This is a genomic window from Streptococcus mitis (genome assembly GCF_965111725.1).
Lineage (GTDB): Bacteria > Bacillota > Bacilli > Lactobacillales > Streptococcaceae > Streptococcus > Streptococcus mitis_DV.
The window spans coordinates 496,607-515,039 of record NZ_OZ217341.1 but is presented as its reverse complement, the minus strand read 5'-3'; the positions used below and the strand labels follow the sequence as shown (position 1 = coordinate 515,039).

Here is an 18,433-nt window from a genome sequence, read left to right as displayed (position 1 = left end):
TGACTCTAGTATAAGGGTCAAACCTGAAAGCTAGCTTAAGTTTTCCTTAGAGAAAGCTTAAGCCAGATGTTCTTTCTTTTCCAGATGAAGGGCAATCATGCGCCACTCTGGCTCCTCTTGCCAAGCTTCTATGTACATAGTATGGCTAACGAAAAAAGAGCAGTTACGCTCTTCTTCCTTTATTCAATCTTAGTTTGTTGCTTCTTTCTTCTGGAAAGTGGTTTGGTAATTTACTTTAATCGTTACTGTCATGTGAGAGTCCTCGTTTCTTTTTGATGACTCTAGTATAAGGGTCAAACCTGAAAGCTAGCTTAAGTTTTCCTTAGAGAAAGCTTAATCTAAATGTTCTTTCTTTTCCAGATGAAGAGCAATCATGCGCCACTCTGGATCCTCTTGCCAAGCTTCTGTGTAACGAAAAAAGAGCATTTCGCTCTTCTTCCTTTATTCAATCTTAGTTTTTTGCTTCCTTCTTTTGGAAAGTGCTTGGGTAATTTACTTTAATCGTTACTGTCATATGAGAGTCCTCGTTTCTTTTTGATGACTCTAGTATAAGGGCCAAACCTGAAAGCTAGCTTAAGTTTTCCTTAGAGAAAGCTTAATCCAGATGTTCTTTCTTTTCCAAATGAAGGGCAATCATGCGCCACTCTGGATCCTCTTGCCAGCCTTCAATAGAACTAATGTAGCTAGCAACCTTTCTGGCTTCTTCTAAAATCGGAAAATCTTCGATAATATCAGCCACTTGGAACTCTGGAAGTCCTGACTGTCTGGTTCCAAAAATCTCACCAGAACCACGCATTTTCAAATCTTCCTCCGCAAGGACAAATCCATTAGTGGTTTCCGTCATGATGCGCATGCGGTCTTTCCCAGAATCCGTCTTGGGATTGGCAACGAGAACTGCATAAGACTGCTTATCTCCCCGACCCACACGACCTCTAAGCTGGTGAAGCTGGCTGAGACCGAAACGATCGGCATCCATGATGATCATGACAGTCGCATTTGGAACATTAACCCCGACCTCGATAACTGTCGTCGAAACCAGAATATCTGTTTTTCTCTCTTTGAACTCCTGCATAATCTGGTCTTTTTCGTCACTCTTCATCTTACCATGTAGAAGAGCCACCTCTGCCTTTCCTGCAAAATGAGCCGTCAACTCTTCTGATAAGGCAATAGCATTTTTCAGATCCAGAGCTTCTGATTCTTCAATCAAGGGAGAGATGACATAGGCTTGAGAGCCTTTTTGGATTTCCCCCTCTAACCAAGTCAAAACCTGAGGTAGTTGCTCATGCTTGATCCAGCGTGTCACAATAGGCTTCCGTCCTGCTGGCATCTGGTCAATAATGGAAACATCCATATCTCCGAAGGCTGTGATGGCTAGCGTCCGTGGAATAGGAGTCGCCGTCATCATGAGAACATCTGGGTTGTCGCCTTTTTCTCTCAGAACACGCCTTTGCCCCACACCAAAACGGTGCTGCTCATCGATAATGATCAAGCCAAGACGAGCATAATCTACTCCATCCTGAATCAGAGCGTGAGTTCCGATAATCAAATCAGCCTCACCCTTAGCAATAGTCTCCAAGATTTCTCTTTTTTCTGCAGCTTTCAAGGAACCTGTCAAGAGAGCCAGTTTTAGGTCCGGGAAGAGGTTCTGTAAACTCTCAAAATGTTGCTCTGCAAGGATTTCTGTTGGTACCATGAGAGCAGCCTGGTAGCCAGCTGTCACTGCTGCAAACATGGCCAAGCCAGCGACCACCGTTTTTCCGCTCCCCACATCCCCTTGTAGGAGACGATTCATGTGGTGGTCCGACTTCATATCGGTTAAAATTTCCAGCAAACTTTTTTCTTGAGCTAGGGTCAGGGCAAATGGCAAGCTTTCTTTGACAGCTGTAACTTTTTCCTGAGACCAATTCAGAACCAGACCGCTTCCCTGAACTCTATTTTCAGACTTGAGCGTCTGCAATTGCATTTGAAAGTAAAAGAGTTCCTCAAACTTGATACGGCGAAGGGCCTGCTTGTATTCTGCCAAATCCTTAGGAAAATGCATGGCACGAACGGCCTGACAACGGGACATAAGTTTGTATTTGTCCAGCAAAGACTGGGGAAGATTTTCCTCCATCAAGAGGTCCAGTCCCTGATCAAATGCTGTCTTAATAATCTTGACCAGACTTGCCTGACTGATTCCCTGAGCCAGACGATAGACAGGCTGGAGGTCATCTTCCACCTGAGCTAGGACCTTCATCCCTGTCAGACTAGCCTTGGCACGGTCCCATTTTCCAAATACAGCAAGGGTTGCTCCCAACTCTATCTTATCAGCTAGATAGGGCTGGTTAAAGAAATTCACCGCAAAAACAACTTCTCCCTGCTTGAGACTAAAGCGTAGACGATTGCGTTTGAAACCATAATACTGGACACTGGCAGGAGTCACGACTTGACCAGAAAGAACTGCCTTTTCCCCGTCTTCCAGTTCCAGCACCTGCTTGGTCTTAAAATCTTCGTAACGGAAAGGAAAGTAGAGCAAGAGATCTTGCAAATTTTCAATTCCTAGTTTGGCGTATTTTTCTGCTGACTTTGGTCCCACACCAGGTAAGACATGCAAGGGTTGATGTAGATTCATGCTCCACTCCTTTCTTTTCTAATAATATTCTCTCGGAATGCGGTCGCTGAGGAGACAAACCACCTCATAGTTAATGGTTCCGCGGTAGGTCGCTGCCTGAGTAGCAGTGATTTCCTTGTCACCGTTTGTGCCAATCATGGTTACTTTTGTTCCCAGCGGATAAATCTTAGGCAAACGAATGGTGATTTGGTCCATCGAAACCCTGCCGACGATTGGGCAGGCTTGCCCATCTACCAAGACAGAGAAATTCTGCATGTCACGTGTCCAACCATCCGCATAGCCGATTGGCACGGTCGCGATGACTTGCTCGCTATCCGCCTGATAGGTAGCTCCGTAGCCCATACAAGCTCCAGCTGGAACTGTCTTGACATGAACCAGAGCAGATTCCAAGGTCAAGGCTGGTCTCAAGTCATAGGGTAAGTCCAAAACCTCTCCACTTGGATTGAGACCATACATAGCATCTCCCATACGGACCGCATTGAAAATAGTCTCTGCATGCCAAAGAGTCGTTGCAGAATTGCTAGCATGAACTAAGTCTGGAAGACCTTTCATACTAGCTAAAATAGTTTTAAACCGTTCTAACTGGACATTAAAGTAGTCATCTGATTTTTCGTCTGCAGTAGCAAAGTGGGTAAAGATTCCTTCAACACAAACACCGTGTTGTTGGAGCAAGTCTTGAGCCTGATCAGCTTCACTAGCCTCTCGAAAACCAATCCTTCCCATTCCTGAATCAATCTTGAGGTGGACTGTTAATCCAGTTAGGTCCGCTTCCTTATCTAAGAGTGCTTGAATCCACTCCAGTCCAGCAACCGTCAAGGTGATGTCATATTCTTTAGCAAGAGAAACAGCTTCGATGTCAGAAACTCCTAAAATGAGGATTGGCTTGCTGAGTCCAGCCTGTCTGAGTTCAATGGCTTCATCGATATTGGAAACGCAAAAGCCATCAACATCATCTTGAATTGCCTTGGAAACGGCAACAGCTCCATGCCCGTAAGCATTGGCCTTGACCACTGCCCACTTGAGTGTCCCATTAGGGATATGAGCCCCCATTTGCTGAATATTGTGTCGAATAGCTCCCAGATGAATCAGAGCCTTGGTTGGTCTATGTGGACTAGCTTTCATGATTTTCCTCCAAAATGACACTGGCTGTCACAAACTGATCGGTATGGCTGATAGACAGCCAAATCTTTCCTGAAAACGGTGCCTGACTAAAATAAGGCGCCCCGCGTTCATTGTTCAAGACTTCCAAATCCTGAAAACTGAGCTTGCCAATACCCGTTCCCATGGCCTTGGAAAAGGCTTCCTTAGCCGACCAGCGACCAGCTAAATATTCTATTTGCCTGCGTCCTTTGAGACTGGTGAAGCGCTCCATTTCCTTAGCGGTCAGCACGCGCTTAGCAAAGTCTTCATGTCGTGTAACTGCGCTTTCTATCGAAGCCAATTCTTCTATGTCAATTCCGTGTCCAACTATCATTCTCATCAAAAGGAGTTGAGATTCCCCCAACTCCATCCTTTTCACTTATTTTGTCAAGGTAGCATAGATTTCTTCTACCAAGGCCTCTGTATTTTCCCAACCTAGGCAAGGATCGGTAATAGAGCAACCAAAAACCTCTGGTTGATTTTGACGACCATCTGCTAGGTAAGATTCAATCATAAAGCCTCGAACTATCTTTTTGATTTTCTCATTCCAATCACGATTTTGCAAGGTCTGGCGAACAATTCGAATCTGCTCCATATACTGCTTGCCGGAGTTATCATGGTTGGTATCGATGAGGATAAAGGGATTTTCAAGTCCCATTGTTTCATAGCGTTCAATGGCTTGGAGTAGGTTTTCATAGTAGTAATTCGGCATATAATTGCCATACTCGTTAACTGCTCCACGGAGGATGACATGGGACAAAGGATTACCTGAAGTCTCAACTTCCTGCCCATGATAAAGGAAGGTTTGCTTGTTTTGAGCAGCATAGATGGCGTTAAACATAACACCCAAATTTCCTGAGGTTGGATTTTTCATCCCTACTGGTGCATCAATCCCAGAAGCCACAAAGCGGTGCTCTTGGTCTTCCACAGAACGAGCACCAACAGCATGATAGCTGACCAAGTCATCCACCAAGATTAGATTTGACGGATAAAGCATCTCATCTGCCGTTGTCAAACCAGTCTCTGTAATCACGCGGTAGTGCAACTGGCGCACAGCCTGCAAGCCGTTAATCAGGCTTGGAGCCTTAGAAGTATCTGGCTGGTGAACCAATCCTTTATAGCCGTCTCCGTTAGTACGAGGCTTAGCAGTATACACGCGCATGACCATGAAAATCTTGTCCGCTACCTTCTTTTGCAAGGCGGATAAACGGCGAGCATATTCCAAGACCGCCTCTTCATTATCAGAAGAGCAAGGACCAATCACCAAGAGAATACGGTCATCTTCCCCTGAAATAATATCTGCCAATTCCCTGTCACGGCTTTCCTTGAGTCTCAAGGCTTCCGCAGACAATTGGGTTTCAGCCTTGATGACTTCCATATCGATTTCTTGACCTTTTTCAATAAATGCCATCTTATTCTCCTAACGTTTTGTAAATTTCTCTGACAAGAGCTTCTGTGTTATCCCAACCCAGGCAAGGGTCTGTGATAGACTTGCCAAATACTTCTGGCTCATTTTGTCGACCATCTTCCAGATAAGACTCAATCATAAAACCACGAACGAACTGCTTAATTTTTTCATTCCAAGCACGGTTAATCAAGGTCTGGCGGACAATTCGGATCTGTTCAATATACTGCTTACCAGAATTGTCATGATTGGTATCAATGATGATAAAAGGATTTTCCAAGCCCATTTTCTCATACTGGGCAATGGTATCAATTAAATTGTCATAATAGTAGTTGGGAATATTTTTTCCATACTCATTAAGAGCACCACGAAGAATAGCGTGTGAAAGCGGGTTCCCAGTTGTTTCTACTTCTTTTCCTAAGAAAAGGAAACTTTGTTTGTTTTGAGCAGCATAAATCCCATTAAACATGACATTGAGATTTCCAGAGGTTGGATTTTTAAAACCAGTAGAAAATCCTGCCCCACTTGCCACAAAGCGGTGTTGCTGGTCTTCAACCGAACGGGCACCAACCGCCATATAAGAAATCAAATCATCTACAAGCGGAAGATTTTCAGGATAAAGCATTTCATCAGCTGTTGTCATGCCTGTTTCTGTGATGACACGATAGTGAAGATGGCGCACAGCTTTGATTCCGTTGATGAGGCTTGGTGCTTCTGTCGCGTTAGGCTGGTGAATCAAGCCCTTGTATCCATCTCCGTTGGTACGGGGTTTGGCAGTATAAACACGCATAACCATAAAGATACGGTCTGCTACTTCTTCTTGCAAAGCTGCCAAACGCTTAGCGTACTCAAGGACAGCTTCTTCATTGTCAGATGAGCATGGTCCGATTACCAAGAGAATTCTCTGGTCTTCTCCACGTATGATAGCTTCTAGCTCTTGATCGCGCTGTGATTTTCTCTCCAAAGCTTGGCCTTCTAATTTTGACAAGGCACGAACTTCTTCAATATTGATTTTAGGACTTTTTGCTGTAAATACCATAACTCATCTCCTTATAAAGCAAACGGATACCAAGTAAAAATTTACTTTTCACAAGGTATCCGCCTCTAAACTATCTCATTTTATTGTCTTTTACCGTGACAGTTTTTAAACTTCTTCCCAGAACCACATGGGCAAAGTTCATTGCGTCCAATCTGGCTCAAATCCAAATCTTCTGGCATACTTGCTTGGTGAGCAGCGATATTGCGAGTCGCTGTTGTACTGATATGGCGTTCTGCCTGTGGTCTTTCTTGTTCATGAATTTGTGCTTTCATCATCAAGCGTGTCACATCAAACTCAATCGAACCAATCATGTCATTAAACATACGGAAACCTTCTGCCTGATACTCAACAACAGGGTTATTCTGAGCATAGCCACGAAGTCCAACAGCGTTACGCAATTGATCGAGGGCATCGATATGATCTGTCCACTTGTTATCTACCACTCGTAGAATCAAGACTTTTTGGAATTCTTTAACTGCTTCTTCATCGCGTAGTTTTGAAACCTGACTATCGTAAACTTGCAAGGCACGTTGGAAGAGCTCTTCCTTGATGGCCTTATCAGACAAGCCTGACAAGTCTTCCATCGTAATAGAATCTTCAGGAAGCAAGTTGTACTTAGCAAAGTTCAAAATTGCCTCTAGTTTTTCATCTTGTTTTGCACGTGCATGACCATCAACGACACGACCAATCGTGCGTTTAATCATAGACTGAATTTCAGGTGCCAAGTCACGGTCTGCAGTGATGACATCGTAACGTTGAGCATAGATAATCTCACGTTGTTCACGCATGACATCATCGTATTGAAGGACTTGTTTACGGGTATCGTAGTTATTTCCTTCGACACGTTTCTGAGCTGCTTCAACCTGACGCGTCAACATACGAGACTCAATCGCCTCTTCAGACATATTCAAGCGTTCAAAGATTCCCTTCAAGCGTTCAGAACCAAAACGTTTCATCAAGTCATCTTCAAGAGAGAGGTAGAATTGTGACTCACCTGGGTCTCCTTGACGACCTGAACGTCCACGAAGCTGGTTATCGATACGACGACTTTCATGACGTTCTGTACCAATCACACAAAGTCCACCTAATTCGCGAACCCCTTCACCAAGCTTGATGTCGGTACCACGACCGGCCATGTTGGTTGCGATAGTAACAGCACCACGTTGACCAGCATTCATGATGATTTGGGCTTCTCTATAGTGGTTTTTGGCATTCAAGACTTCGTGAGGAACGCCAGCTGCGACTAATTTCTTAGAAATGTAGTCACTAGTTTCAACCGCTACTGTACCAACCAAGACAGGCTGACCTTTTTGGTAACGAGCCTTAACGTCTTCGACAACCGCCTTAAACTTAGCCTCGATACTTGCATAAAGAAGGTCTGAGTGGTCAATACGTTGAACAGGGCGGTTTGTTGGGATTGGAATCACACGAATGTTGTAGATTTCACGGAATTCTTCTTCCTCAGTCTTACCTGTACCCGTCATACCTGACAATTTCTTGTACATACGGAAAAGGTTTTGGTAAGTGATTGAGGCAGATGTCTTGGTTTCATCCTGGATTGGCACACCTTCTTTAGCTTCAATAGCTTGGTGCAATCCATCAGAATAACGACGACCTTCCATGGTACGACCTGTAAATTGGTCGACAATCAAGATTTCTTGCTCTTCGCTCACCACATAGTCAATATCGAGAAGCATGATGTAGTTAGCACGAAGGGCATTATCGATAAAGTGAGTCAGAGCTACGTTTTCGATGTCATAGAGGTTTTCAAGCTTGAAGTAGCTTTCAGCCTTGTCAATCCCTGAATCAGACAAACCAATAGTCTTAGACTGCACATCGATGATGTAGTCGTCTTTGTCCAAAGATTTTACATAGTGGTCTGCCATATGGTAGAGCTGACTGGTTTCAACCGCATTAGCACCTGATACAATCAATGGTGTACGAGCCTCGTCAATCAAGATAGAGTCAACCTCATCGACCAAGGCATAGTTGAGCGGACGTTGTACCATGTTTTCAGCGCGAACGACCATGTTGTCACGAAGGTAGTCAAATCCGATTTCTGAGTTGGTTGAGTAAGTAATATCACACTCATAGGCTTCTTTTTTCTCCATTGGAGATTTGGCAGCCAAGTTAATCCCTACTGACAAACCAAGCCATGAGTACAATTCACCCATCTCAGTCGCATCACGTTCTGACAAGTATTCATTGACCGTAACTACGTGAACCCCTTTACCTGAAAGGGCATTGAGGTATACGGGCATAGTCGCAGTCAAGGTTTTCCCTTCCCCTGTACGCATTTCTGGCACGTCACCATGGTGAAGAACGATTCCCCCCATGACCTGAACCTTATATGGGAAGAGACCTAGGACACGTTTGGCACCCTCACGGACAACCGCAAATGCTTCATAAAGCAATGAATCCAGCGATTCTCCATTTTGATAACGTTCTTTAAATTCAACTGTTTTTGCTTTTAGTTGGTCATCTGTCAAAGCAGCCATTTGGTCTTCGTATTTGAAAACCTTGTCAGCCATCTTTTCCAGACGACGGATTTCTCCTTTATCATTTTCGATAATTGTTTTTAAAATATTAGCCATGTTTTTCCTTACTTTAAATTCCGAATATTTTAGAATGTTCTTTTAATTTTAGCACAATTACTGATTATTTTCAAGGAAGAATCCCCATTTTGAAAAGGAAAAAGAGGCTAGTTCCCAAGCTAACCTCTCTGACTTTTATGTTGGTTTAATTGCCAAAAATCGGCAAAATGGCAAATAGGATAAATAGATTTATCCAAAGAGAAAAACAGCAGATCAATCCAAAAACAAAGAGACTGACTTTCTTGGACAGCAAGGCCATCAAAATAGACAGAATACCAAAAACTAGTAAAACTTTCTGCATGATTAAGAGATTGATAGATATTCCCAGAACTGGTTTATCCCAAGGAACAAAGAAGAAAGCAATCCAGATCAACAGAACTAAACCAATATAGACCTTAGAATAGCGTGTAATAAATGATTTTAGATGTGCCATAAGCCACCTCCTAAGCTTGTATATCCTTTAAATATTGTATGTGTCCATTTTCGACAACTAATACATCTGTACAAAGGTCTGAAATATCTTCTGATATGTGCGACGTCAGGATAACCAGACCATTTTCTTTTTTCAGGTAAGATAAAATGACCTGCTTGGTTAACCTCACACTCTTCTCATCTAAAGCATTCATAGGTTCATCGAGAAAGAGTATAGATGGTTCGGCAATAAAGGCTTGAATCAAAGCCATTTTTTGCTTTGTTCCTAAGGATAAATGACGGTATTCAACGTCTTCAAATTCCTGTAAATCATAGTATTGAATCCAATAGGCAATTCTTTTTTCCGTAACTTTAGATGAAAAATATCTTAACAGTTCCAAATTTTCTCTCAGGGATAAATGAGATAAAAACTCGACTTTTTCAATTAAAACCCCTGCATCCTGAATATAATGATTTTTTATCCCGTAGACTTCCCCATCTTGAAGAACTTTTCCTTTATCAAGCTTAATATAACCAGCAAGTATCTTTAAAAGAACTGTCTTACCAGATCCATTATCACCTTTAAGACCATAAATATTTCCTGATTGAAAGACCAGATTTAACTCATTTAAAATAGGTCTTTTCCCATAAATTTTCTGTCCATTTATAATTTCAAGTCTCATCGTTTATCCTTTCTTAAATTTCTCTTCCAAGCGACTAACAATCAAGATAACTAATAAACTTTGGAGTAGTAAATAAACTGTTACAATATGATCCATCATCCATTCTTGTCCCACAAATGCTAAAAAATAGAGAAAAAAGGAAAAACCAGCGCCCGCACTAATAAGTGCTATCAGATAAGACAGTAGTAAGTACAAGATCATTAACTGAGCAAGTAAAAAGAAAAGTGCGACTGTTTTGAAATGAATTCCTAGCGGAAGTAAACCAAGGAACCAGACAAATAAATCTTGAATAAAAAATTTAGAGATGACAACCAATCGTTTCCTTGTATAATCGAAAAAGGAGGTTGATTGATAGCGGATCAAGTGATGGTAATGGTCTGCCAAATCAGTTTCAAGTAAAATGACAGAGAGCCATCCTACCATGAAAAGCGAAAGATTTAACAAGAGTTTGGGGATTTCTAAATTCGCTTCAGAATAGTCATTATAGGAAAAGATTGAAATCAATTCCCTCTTGAAAAAGAGAAAAACATCCTGCTTTTGAACCGCTATTGACAATAGATAGTTAATCAAAATCATCATCAGAACTATACGAAGTAGTAAAACGATCTTTCTCTTTAGCCAAATATTGTTAAAGTTCTTAAACATTATCTTCATATTTTTTAAGTACCATATAGGGGACAATATAAAGGATATAAGGAGTAAAGAGTCTCATCAAACTTACATCCCCATAGCTAGCTTGCATCAAACTCGTCATAGGAACCATATAGTATGGCAAGATACTATAGAGCATCATAGAACCAAGCCAAAGAAACATCAAATAGGCAATTGCCGAACGAGTCACATTCCCTAAATAATCAACTATTTTAAAAAAATAGACTGCATTGATGAAAATACCGATTAGTAGGACACAAGTAAAGAACAAATAGCTTGTTATCTCTCCATCTAGGAGCCTTTGTAAACTACTCCCATCAGAAAATAGAGAATTCCATTCAAGAGGAGAAAAAGTCCCAAAGAAATAAGTTAAAATTGCAATTATCAGCACAGTCACTAAATATATCACACAAGGGATACTTGCAAGTTGAAAAGTCAACTTTCTTTTTAACCCTTGATAACTCACTTCTCTTCCAATACTCAATCGTAAAACTTTATTTTTCAGCTCAATATATTGAAAACCTAGCAAAACAATGATGATTGGAATAATAAATGATTGATAAAAACCTAGATTGAACTGGAGAATACGAAAATCTAATGCTGATTTTAATAAGTCATTTTTAATTGCTTGTCCATCGAATTTAGCTAGATCGGGCGCATGAATATCAAAAAAGAAATAAGTCATCAAAACATCACGATAAACCAAAGCAAGAAAAAGCAAAGTAAGCAAGACATAAACAAATTTATGCCTTGCCAAAGTTAAGAGAGGAATCTTCATAAGCCACCTCCTACAAATAGAAAGTAATATAATACTCAATGAAAATCAAAGAGCAAACTAGGAAACTAGCCGCAGGCTGTACTTGAGTACGGCAAGGCGACGTTGACGTGGTTTGAATTTGATTTTCGAAGAGTATAAATCAATGCCTTCCACCTTTAGATTTCCCTAGTTCCCGTCTCAAGCGAAGCATTTTTTTGAAACAGGAATAAGTTAACCCATTCAGACCAATAGCTAGCAGAATAAAAAGAAACCAAATGCCCCATAACTTGATATCTGTCAAATTTCTCAAGACGATATTGAAAAACAGAACTGAAACAACTGTCCAAGCAAGGCTAAAAAGAGCATAGAGGGGGATGTAAAACCAGTAAAAATAGTAAAAAATTGGGAAAAATTTACTTTCTCTATTATCCTTTTCAATCCAGCTGAAAAAGTAAAACCAGGGAAATAAGATTATAAATTTAAACAAATGTTTCATCGACACCTCCTTTTTGATAGCGTTTTCTATTATTTTATTATATCAAAAAAATCTGGAAATGTCATTCCAGATTCTACTTTTTTATTTACGTTTTCTTGCGATAAGATGGATTGGAGTCCCCTCAAAGACAAAGGCCTTGCGGATTTGATTTTCCAAGAAACGCAGGTAAGAAAAGTGCATAAGCTCTTCTTCGTTGACAAAGATAACAAAGGTTGGTGGTTTGGTTGCCACTTGGGTCGCATAGAAAATCTTAAGTCGTTTCCCTTTGTCTGTCGGTGTTGGGTTGATGGCAATGGCATCCATAATCACATCGTTCAAGACAGCTGATGGAATACGTGTGTTTTGACTTTCACTGATTTGCTTAATCATCTCAGGCAGTTTGTGGAGACGTTGCTTGGTCAAGGCTGATACAAAGATAATCGGTGCGTAAGGCAGGTATTGGAACTGCTCACGGATATCTTCTTCCCAGTTTTTCATAGTGTGGTTGTCTTTTTCAAGCGTATCCCACTTGTTGACCACGATAATCATCCCTTTACCAGCTTCATGGGCAAATCCTGCAATACGCTTATCGTATTCACGGATGCCTTCTTCCGCATTGATGACCATCAAGACCACATCTGAGCGGTCAATAGCACGCATGGCACGCATGACAGAATATTTCTCGGTATTTTCATAAACCTTACCAGACTTACGCATACCAGCCGTATCAATCATGGTAAACTCTTGACCATCTGTATCTGTAAAGTGGGTATCAATGGCGTCACGAGTTGTTCCAGCAACAGGACTGGCAATGACACGGTCTTCGCCCAAGATAGCGTTGATCAAGCTTGATTTTCCAACGTTTGGACGACCAATCAAGCTAAACTTAATCACATCTGGATTTTCTTCCTCATATTCATTTGGAAGATTTTCTACGATGGCATCTAGCACATCCCCTGTACCGATACCATGGACAGATGAGATAGGTAAGGGTTCACCCAAACCGAGGGCATAGAAATCATAGATATCATTTCGCATCTCAGGGTTGTCCACCTTGTTAACTGCAAGGATAACTGGTTTATGGGTCTTATAAAGCTTACGGGCTACGTATTCGTCTGCATCGGTAATTCCTTCCTTACCAGACACGACAAAGACGATAACATCTGCTTCTTCCATGGCAATTTCTGCCTGGTGCTTGATTTGTTCCATGAAAGGAGCATCGACATCATCGATTCCTCCTGTATCAATCATGCTAAAGGAACGATTGAGCCACTCACCCGTTGCATAGATACGGTCACGTGTCACTCCTTCGACATCTTCTACAATGGAGATTCGCTCACCAGCGATCCGATTAAATAGGGTTGATTTCCCAACATTGGGACGTCCTACAATGGCAATAGTTGGTAGGGCCATAATTTCTCACTTTCTACAATAACTTCTTCTGTTCAAGATTTTTTCTAGTTGAGCTTGGTTCTGCTTGACCAAACTGTTCTGCTAGGCGCTGACTCCAGCTTGTGGTCGCACGCGCCCCAGCATAGTCAGCCTGTACACGGTCATAAGCTTGGATTGCCTCAGTTGACTGTTCTTGGTATTCTTCCTCAAAGACAACATTCTCCAGTGGCAGTCTTGGTTTCACATCATGATGTTGATTTGGCACACCTAGCGCCATCCCAAAGACAGGATAGGTGTAGTCAGGCAGGTTAAAGAGCTCTGCCACTTCTTCTGACTTGTAACGGACCAAGCCAATGATAACTCCCCCATAGCCCAAACTTTCAGCTGCCAGCAGGGCATTTTGACCAGCAAGAGCCGCATCGACCGAACTAATCAAGAGACCTTCCACACCTTGAGGTTGGAATGTATCGGTATGAAGCTGGGCTCCCTTTTCTGCTCGGTTCAAATCTCCAACAAAGAGAAGGAAAACAGCTGACTGGCGAATGGCTTCTTGAGGCACCAATTCATACAAGGCATCCTTCTTTTCTTGACTTCGTACCACAATCACAGAGTAGGACTGGAAATTCTTCCAAGACGAGGCCATTTGGGCTGCTGTCAGGATTTCAGTCAAGTCTTCCTGAGGAAGGGCTTGCTCCTTAAATCTTCGAACAGACTTATGAGCTTTCATCAGTTTAATCGTTTCTGTCATCGACGGTTTACTCCTTCTAAACGAGTCTCCTCAGCCAAATAACGGATGCGTTCCATGACGCGTCTGGCCTCCCAGGTTTCGTCATTTCCATGCTTCCCTTTAGCGAAATGCAACTCCAAATCTTCAAAGTTGAAGTTAGATGTGAAAAAGGTCGGTAAATCTTCCTGCATCCGATATTGGAGAATGACCTGCAGGATTTCGTCACGCACCCAAGCTGTTGACTGCTCGGCACCAATGTCATCTAAAATCAGGACTTCAGAAAGCTTAAGCTCATCCACCAAGGTCTTAACATTGCCATCACCGATAGCATTTTTGACATCGATGACAAAGCTTGGATAGTGGAGGAGAGTGGAGGAAACACCACGTTTTTCTGACAAATCATGGGCTAAGGCAGCCACCATGAAACTTTTACCCACACCAAAGTCTCCATATAAATAAAGACCTTTTCGAATAGTTGGATATTGCTCCACGAAGGCTAATAGCTTTTCAAAAACTGGCAAGCGTCCCAAATCATCCAAATCTACTTGAGCCAAACTAGCTTTCTTGAGACTGGCTGGCAGATTGATTAACTTGAGACGGTTCTTAATAGCCGCTTCTTTTTCAGCCGCAATTAGTTCAGGAGTTTCTTCGTAAGAAACATCCGCATAACCATGATTCATAACCAAAATCGGCTTGTAGCCTTTGGCAATATAATCCGTATCACCACGGAGAAACTTGTCGCGCTCGGTGATATATTGATTAAACTTGGAGATACTGCGATTTAATTCCTCTGGAGTCAAGGATTCTTGCTGGATAAAGGCCGTAATATCAGGGTCCTTCATGATTTTCTGGACCAAATCTTGATAATGAAAACGGCTGGGTTGATGTTTGAGTACGTCTCCGACACTTTCCATCTAATCTCCTCCTTTTTCTAATCGAGCTAATAGTTCTTGTTTCTTACGTTCTAGTTCCAGACGAGTTTCCTCGCTGGTTTCATTCTTGTAATCTGGATTACTCCACTTGGGTACATTGGACTGGGTAGGACTGGGTTTACTGCTTTTTTGAGCCTGACTCTTCTGCCCTCGCTCACGGATTCGCAAAACTGCCTCTTCTGCCGAATGAATCTTTTGATAGGCATAGTCATTAGCTACCTTCATGGCATATTTCTCATTGATGTTTGCTGAATCCACCTTATTAAAGGTCAATAAGAGAATGACATTGATGACTTCGTCCAGCAAGCCCAAGCCAGCCATCTGTTGCAAGAGTTCTCTTTCTGTTTGGGTGATGGTTCCCTTGCGTGTTTGCTTGATTTCTGCCAAGAACTGCAGGGCAGTTTTACTTTTGGATTCTTTTATAATGGTTGCTTCCTTAGGACTAAAGTCAGAGGAAACAGGTTTTTGAGCAATTTTTTCACGCATGCGTTTGGTTGAAATAACCTGGGAAACAGCTGTTGACTTAGCCAATTGATAGGCCTCAAACCAAGTCCATTTCTTCTCCTCGGCGATGGCAAAGAGGTTTAAGACATCGGACTGCTCATCCGCAAAGCGAAGCCCATCTCTAGCCATAAGCTGACGAAAATGTTCCAAGTCAAAATCGTTGGCCACTTTCTTCTTGAGACCAAGGTCTTCTTGACTTCCCAGTTCTGCCAAGTCCGGAAAGACTTGATTGAGTGAGACAGGTATTTCTTCTCCCTCAGCATTCTCAACTTTCAAATCCTCCACAGCTGCATCACCAATCTTCTTCTCCAAAAGTCTGCGATAAACAGGATGTTCCAAGAAATCCTGACTTGAAAGAGGAGCATGGAGGGCTAGCTGATAAACATCCCCCTTTTGATAGAGGGTTAAGAGATTAAAAGCAGATAGGATTTTCAGGGATTTTATCAGTCTGTCCATCCCAAAGTTGAGATGATTGAGGATACTTGAAAAAAGATATTCTTTTCTACCATTATCCCAAAAACTAATCGTATAAAGATAAAGGCTCAGTGCCTCCTGACCGATAATCGGGAGGTAGCACTGTACCAGAGATGAGGTATCTTGCGACACCCGATTATTCTTTAGATAAGAAAAACGGTCAATTGGCTTCATTTATCTTTCCTTTTTCTTTTTAGAGGACTGGGTGATTTGTTGGAGCAAACTCTCTAACTCACTGACATCCTTAAAACTACGATAGACACTGGCAAAACGTACATAGGTAATCTCATCTAACTCAGCCAACTCCTCCATGACGAGTGAACCAATGTCCTCACTTTGAATTTCATTTTCATTTCGACCACGGAGTTTCTGTTCGATACGATTGACTACCATGTTAATTTCATCACTTGACACAGGACGTTTCTGGGCTGAGCGGATAATCCCATTAAAGATTTTATCTCTGGAGAATTGTTCCCGTGTGCCATCTTTTTTAACAACCACCAAGGTTCTTTCTTCTACTCGTTCGTAGGTTGTAAAACGGTGTTGGCATTCATCGCACTCACGTCTTCTACGAATAGTGTTCCCTTCTTCTGCTTGGCGACTATCGATAACACTTGACTTGGTAGCCCCACATTTTGGACAACGCATCCTTTCCCTCCTTATCGTTTTCTTTTCATTATACCATTTTTTAAACGATTCCCAAAACAATTCTTCTTTTTGCTTGACAAGTTTTTTGTTTTGTTGTATTATTTAATTAAGACAAAGAGATAAAAGAAAGGAGACCAAGATGTCTTGGACATTTGACAACAAAAAACCCATCTATTTACAGATTATGGAGAAAATCAAGCTTCAGATTGTTTCCCATACACTGGAAGCCAATCAACAACTTCCAACCGTGAGAGAGCTAGCGAGCGAGGCCGGTGTCAATCCCAACACCATCCAAAGAGCCTTGTCAGACCTTGAACGAGAAGGATTTGTCTACAGCAAGCGAACAACTGGACGATTTGTAACTGAGGATAAGGAACTGATCGCCCAATCACGCAAACAATTATCGGAAGAAGAATTGGAACACTTCGTTTCCTCCATGACCCATTTTGGCTATGAAAAAGAAGAACTACCAGGCGTAGTCAGTGATTATATTAAAGGAGTTTAAGCCTATGTCATTACTAGCATTTGAAAATGTATCCAAATCTTATGGAGCAACCCCAGCCCTTGAAAATGTTTCCCTTGAGATACCAGCTGGAAAAATCGTTGGTCTTCTCGGTCCAAACGGCTCAGGAAAAACAACATTGATTAAACTAATCAATGGCCTCTTACAACCAGATCAAGGACGTGTCCTGATCAACGACATGGATCCAAGCCCAGCAACCAAGGCCATCGTAGCTTATTTGCCGGATACGACCTATCTCAATGAACAAATGAAGGTCAAAGAAGCCCTAACCTACTTCAAGACCTTCTATAAAGATTTCAATCTTGAACGCGCCCATCATCTACTTGCAGACCTGGGCATTGATGAAAATAGTCGTCTCAAGAAACTATCAAAAGGAAACAAGGAAAAGGTACAACTGATTTTGGTTATGAGCCGTGATGCTCGCCTCTATGTTCTGGACGAACCCATTGGTGGGGTGGACCCAGCAGCCCGTGATTATATCCTCAATACCATCATCAACAACTACTCCCCAACTTCTACCGTTTTGATTTCTACCCACTTGATTTCAGATATCGAGCCAATCTTGGATGAAATTGTCTTCCTCAAAGACGGAAAAGTCGTTCGTCAAGGCAATGTAGACGATATTCGCTATGAGTCAGGTGAATCCATTGATCAACTCTTCCGTCAGGAATTTAAGGCCTAAACAAAGGAGATTATTTATGTTTTGGAATTTAGTTCGCTATGAATTTAAAAATGTTAACAAGTGGTATTTAGCCCTCTACGCTGCCGTGCTAGTCCTTTCTACCCTTATCGGGATACAAGCACAGACCTATAACAATCTACCTGTCAAAGAAAGTCAACCTACTATGCTACTTTTTCTAGCCCTCGTCTTTGGTGGCTTGATGATTACACTTGGGATTTCAACTCTTTTCTTAATCATTAAACGCTTTAAAGGCAGTGTCTATGACCGACAAGGCTATCTGACTTTGACCCTTCCAGTATCTGAACACCATATCATCACAGCCAAACTAGTCGGTGCCTTTATCTGGTCGATGATTAGCACTGCTATCCTAGTTCTAAGTGCTGTTATTATTGTGACCATAACGGTTCCAGAATGGATCCCTCTTTCTTATGTGATTACATTTGTAGAAACACATCTCCCTCAGATCTTTCTTACAGGTATATCCTTCCTACTAAATACCATTTCCAGCATCCTCTGCATCTACTTGGCTATTTCCATTGGACAGCTTTTCAATGAATACCGTACAGCACTCGCTGTTGCAGCCTACATTGGTATCCAAATCGTCATTGGATTTATTGAACTTTTCTTCAATCTTAGTTCTAATTTCTATGTCAATTCACTTGTAGGACTCAATGACCATTTCTATATGGGAGCAAGTATAAGTATTGTTGAAGAACTCATTTTCATAGCTATCTTTTACCTCGGAACCTACTATATTTTGAGAAACAAGGTTAATTTGCAATAAT

General features: G+C 41.8%; 19 protein-coding genes. 3 read left to right on the top strand and 16 right to left on the bottom strand.

Annotated features, from left to right (window positions below; genetic code table 11):
* Positions 1-595: 595 nt before the first annotated feature.
* The 16 genes from recG to nrdR form a co-directional block, all read right to left on the bottom strand.
* Positions 596-2,611, bottom strand: coding sequence for an ATP-dependent DNA helicase RecG (gene recG, locus ACLV7Q_RS02710; RefSeq protein ID WP_218757438.1), 2,016 nt, complete (start codon positions 2,609-2,611; stop codon positions 596-598).
* Between the two features lie 18 nt (positions 2,612-2,629).
* Positions 2,630-3,733: an alanine racemase gene (alr, locus tag ACLV7Q_RS02705; RefSeq protein ID WP_218757437.1), complete on the bottom strand. Its 1,104-nt coding sequence runs from the start codon at positions 3,731-3,733 to the stop codon at positions 2,630-2,632.
* Positions 3,723-4,085, bottom strand: coding sequence for a holo-ACP synthase (gene acpS, locus ACLV7Q_RS02700; protein ID WP_218757447.1), 363 nt, complete (start codon positions 4,083-4,085; stop codon positions 3,723-3,725). Before acpS ends, alr begins: the two co-directional genes overlap by 11 nt.
* Before the next feature lie 45 nt (positions 4,086-4,130).
* Positions 4,131-5,162 (bottom strand): 3-deoxy-7-phosphoheptulonate synthase, encoded by a 1,032-nt coding sequence (locus ACLV7Q_RS02695; protein ID WP_218757436.1) that lies wholly within the window; start codon positions 5,160-5,162, stop codon positions 4,131-4,133.
* Between the two features lies 1 nt (position 5,163).
* Positions 5,164-6,195, bottom strand: a complete 1,032-nt coding sequence (locus ACLV7Q_RS02690; protein WP_218757435.1) for a 3-deoxy-7-phosphoheptulonate synthase — start codon at positions 6,193-6,195, stop codon at positions 5,164-5,166.
* A gap of 80 nt (positions 6,196-6,275) precedes the next feature.
* On the bottom strand, positions 6,276-8,789 hold the full coding sequence (gene secA, locus ACLV7Q_RS02685; RefSeq protein ID WP_218757434.1) for a preprotein translocase subunit SecA: 2,514 nt from the start codon (positions 8,787-8,789) through the stop codon (positions 6,276-6,278).
* Positions 8,790-8,934: 145 nt separating this feature from the next.
* Positions 8,935-9,222 (bottom strand): hypothetical protein, encoded by a 288-nt coding sequence (locus ACLV7Q_RS02680; protein ID WP_218757433.1) that lies wholly within the window; start codon positions 9,220-9,222, stop codon positions 8,935-8,937.
* 10 nt (positions 9,223-9,232) lie between these two features.
* Complete coding sequence (locus ACLV7Q_RS02675) at positions 9,233-9,883, bottom strand: ATP-binding cassette domain-containing protein (RefSeq protein WP_218757432.1); 651 nt, start codon at positions 9,881-9,883, stop codon at positions 9,233-9,235.
* A gap of 3 nt (positions 9,884-9,886) precedes the next feature.
* Positions 9,887-10,528: a hypothetical protein gene (locus ACLV7Q_RS02670; RefSeq protein ID WP_218757446.1), complete on the bottom strand. Its 642-nt coding sequence runs from the start codon at positions 10,526-10,528 to the stop codon at positions 9,887-9,889.
* Entirely contained in the window at positions 10,521-11,312 is a 792-nt protein-coding gene (locus ACLV7Q_RS02665; RefSeq protein WP_000701267.1) for a hypothetical protein, read from the bottom strand. The genes ACLV7Q_RS02670 and ACLV7Q_RS02665 overlap by 8 nt, the downstream gene beginning before the upstream one ends.
* Positions 11,313-11,451: 139 nt before the next feature.
* Positions 11,452-11,787, bottom strand: a complete 336-nt coding sequence (locus tag ACLV7Q_RS02660; protein WP_218757431.1) for a hypothetical protein — start codon at positions 11,785-11,787, stop codon at positions 11,452-11,454.
* Between the two features lie 81 nt (positions 11,788-11,868).
* Positions 11,869-13,179: a ribosome biogenesis GTPase Der gene (gene der, locus ACLV7Q_RS02655; protein WP_001207696.1), complete on the bottom strand. Its 1,311-nt coding sequence runs from the start codon at positions 13,177-13,179 to the stop codon at positions 11,869-11,871.
* A 13-nt stretch (positions 13,180-13,192) separates the two neighbouring features.
* Positions 13,193-13,906, bottom strand: a complete 714-nt coding sequence (locus ACLV7Q_RS02650; RefSeq protein ID WP_218757430.1) for an NADPH-dependent oxidoreductase — start codon at positions 13,904-13,906, stop codon at positions 13,193-13,195.
* A complete protein-coding gene (gene dnaI / locus ACLV7Q_RS02645) occupies positions 13,903-14,799 on the bottom strand; it encodes a primosomal protein DnaI (RefSeq protein ID WP_218757429.1) in 897 nt (298 codons plus the stop codon). Before dnaI ends, ACLV7Q_RS02650 begins: the two co-directional genes overlap by 4 nt.
* Entirely contained in the window at positions 14,800-15,969 is a 1,170-nt protein-coding gene (locus ACLV7Q_RS02640) for a DnaD domain protein (RefSeq protein ID WP_218757428.1), read from the bottom strand. It abuts the gene before it with no gap.
* On the bottom strand, positions 15,970-16,443 hold the full coding sequence (nrdR, locus tag ACLV7Q_RS02635; protein WP_001203672.1) for a transcriptional regulator NrdR: 474 nt from the start codon (positions 16,441-16,443) through the stop codon (positions 15,970-15,972). It abuts the gene before it with no gap.
* A gap of 139 nt (positions 16,444-16,582) precedes the next feature.
* Between nrdR and ACLV7Q_RS02630 the strand changes: the two genes are divergently transcribed.
* Genes ACLV7Q_RS02630 through ACLV7Q_RS02620 form a run of 3 tightly spaced genes read left to right on the top strand, consistent with a single transcriptional unit; the run spans position 16,583 to position 18,432 of the window.
* Positions 16,583-16,948 carry a GntR family transcriptional regulator gene (locus tag ACLV7Q_RS02630; protein WP_218757427.1) on the top strand — a complete coding sequence of 122 codons (366 nt, stop codon included), beginning with the start codon at positions 16,583-16,585 and terminating at the stop codon, positions 16,946-16,948.
* A gap of 4 nt (positions 16,949-16,952) precedes the next feature.
* Positions 16,953-17,648: an ABC transporter ATP-binding protein gene (locus ACLV7Q_RS02625; RefSeq protein WP_050073389.1), complete on the top strand. Its 696-nt coding sequence runs from the start codon at positions 16,953-16,955 to the stop codon at positions 17,646-17,648.
* A gap of 16 nt (positions 17,649-17,664) precedes the next feature.
* The gene (locus tag ACLV7Q_RS02620; protein ID WP_218757426.1) at positions 17,665-18,432 is read left to right on the top strand and encodes a hypothetical protein; all 768 of its coding nucleotides are present in this window, start codon (positions 17,665-17,667) and stop codon (positions 18,430-18,432) included.
* Position 18,433 lies beyond the last annotated feature (1 nt).

Bases quoted from the DNA above. Each gene is read 5' to 3' on its own strand.
- ACLV7Q_RS02630 (WP_218757427.1), top strand. From the start codon at position 16,583: ATGTCTTGGACATTTGACAACAAAAAACCCATCTATTTACAGATTATG.
- ACLV7Q_RS02660 (WP_218757431.1), bottom strand. From the start codon at position 11,787: ATGAAACATTTGTTTAAATTTATAATCTTATTTCCCTGGTTTTACTTT.
- alr (WP_218757437.1), bottom strand. From the start codon at position 3,733: ATGAAAGCTAGTCCACATAGACCAACCAAGGCTCTGATTCATCTGGGA.
- dnaI (WP_218757429.1), bottom strand. From the start codon at position 14,799: ATGGAAAGTGTCGGAGACGTACTCAAACATCAACCCAGCCGTTTTCAT.
- ACLV7Q_RS02680 (WP_218757433.1), bottom strand. From the start codon at position 9,222: ATGGCACATCTAAAATCATTTATTACACGCTATTCTAAGGTCTATATT.
- ACLV7Q_RS02670 (WP_218757446.1), bottom strand. From the start codon at position 10,528: ATGTTTAAGAACTTTAACAATATTTGGCTAAAGAGAAAGATCGTTTTA.
- ACLV7Q_RS02620 (WP_218757426.1), top strand. From the start codon at position 17,665: ATGTTTTGGAATTTAGTTCGCTATGAATTTAAAAATGTTAACAAGTGG.
- acpS (WP_218757447.1), bottom strand. From the start codon at position 4,085: ATGATAGTTGGACACGGAATTGACATAGAAGAATTGGCTTCGATAGAA.
- secA (WP_218757434.1), bottom strand. From the start codon at position 8,789: ATGGCTAATATTTTAAAAACAATTATCGAAAATGATAAAGGAGAAATC.
- ACLV7Q_RS02690 (WP_218757435.1), bottom strand. From the start codon at position 6,195: ATGGTATTTACAGCAAAAAGTCCTAAAATCAATATTGAAGAAGTTCGT.
- nrdR (WP_001203672.1), bottom strand. From the start codon at position 16,443: ATGCGTTGTCCAAAATGTGGGGCTACCAAGTCAAGTGTTATCGATAGT.
- ACLV7Q_RS02675 (WP_218757432.1), bottom strand. From the start codon at position 9,883: ATGAGACTTGAAATTATAAATGGACAGAAAATTTATGGGAAAAGACCT.
- ACLV7Q_RS02650 (WP_218757430.1), bottom strand. From the start codon at position 13,906: ATGACAGAAACGATTAAACTGATGAAAGCTCATAAGTCTGTTCGAAGA.
- der (WP_001207696.1), bottom strand. From the start codon at position 13,179: ATGGCCCTACCAACTATTGCCATTGTAGGACGTCCCAATGTTGGGAAA.
- recG (WP_218757438.1), bottom strand. From the start codon at position 2,611: ATGAATCTACATCAACCCTTGCATGTCTTACCTGGTGTGGGACCAAAG.
- ACLV7Q_RS02640 (WP_218757428.1), bottom strand. From the start codon at position 15,969: ATGAAGCCAATTGACCGTTTTTCTTATCTAAAGAATAATCGGGTGTCG.
- ACLV7Q_RS02665 (WP_000701267.1), bottom strand. From the start codon at position 11,312: ATGAAGATTCCTCTCTTAACTTTGGCAAGGCATAAATTTGTTTATGTC.
- ACLV7Q_RS02695 (WP_218757436.1), bottom strand. From the start codon at position 5,162: ATGGCATTTATTGAAAAAGGTCAAGAAATCGATATGGAAGTCATCAAG.
- ACLV7Q_RS02625 (WP_050073389.1), top strand. From the start codon at position 16,953: ATGTCATTACTAGCATTTGAAAATGTATCCAAATCTTATGGAGCAACC.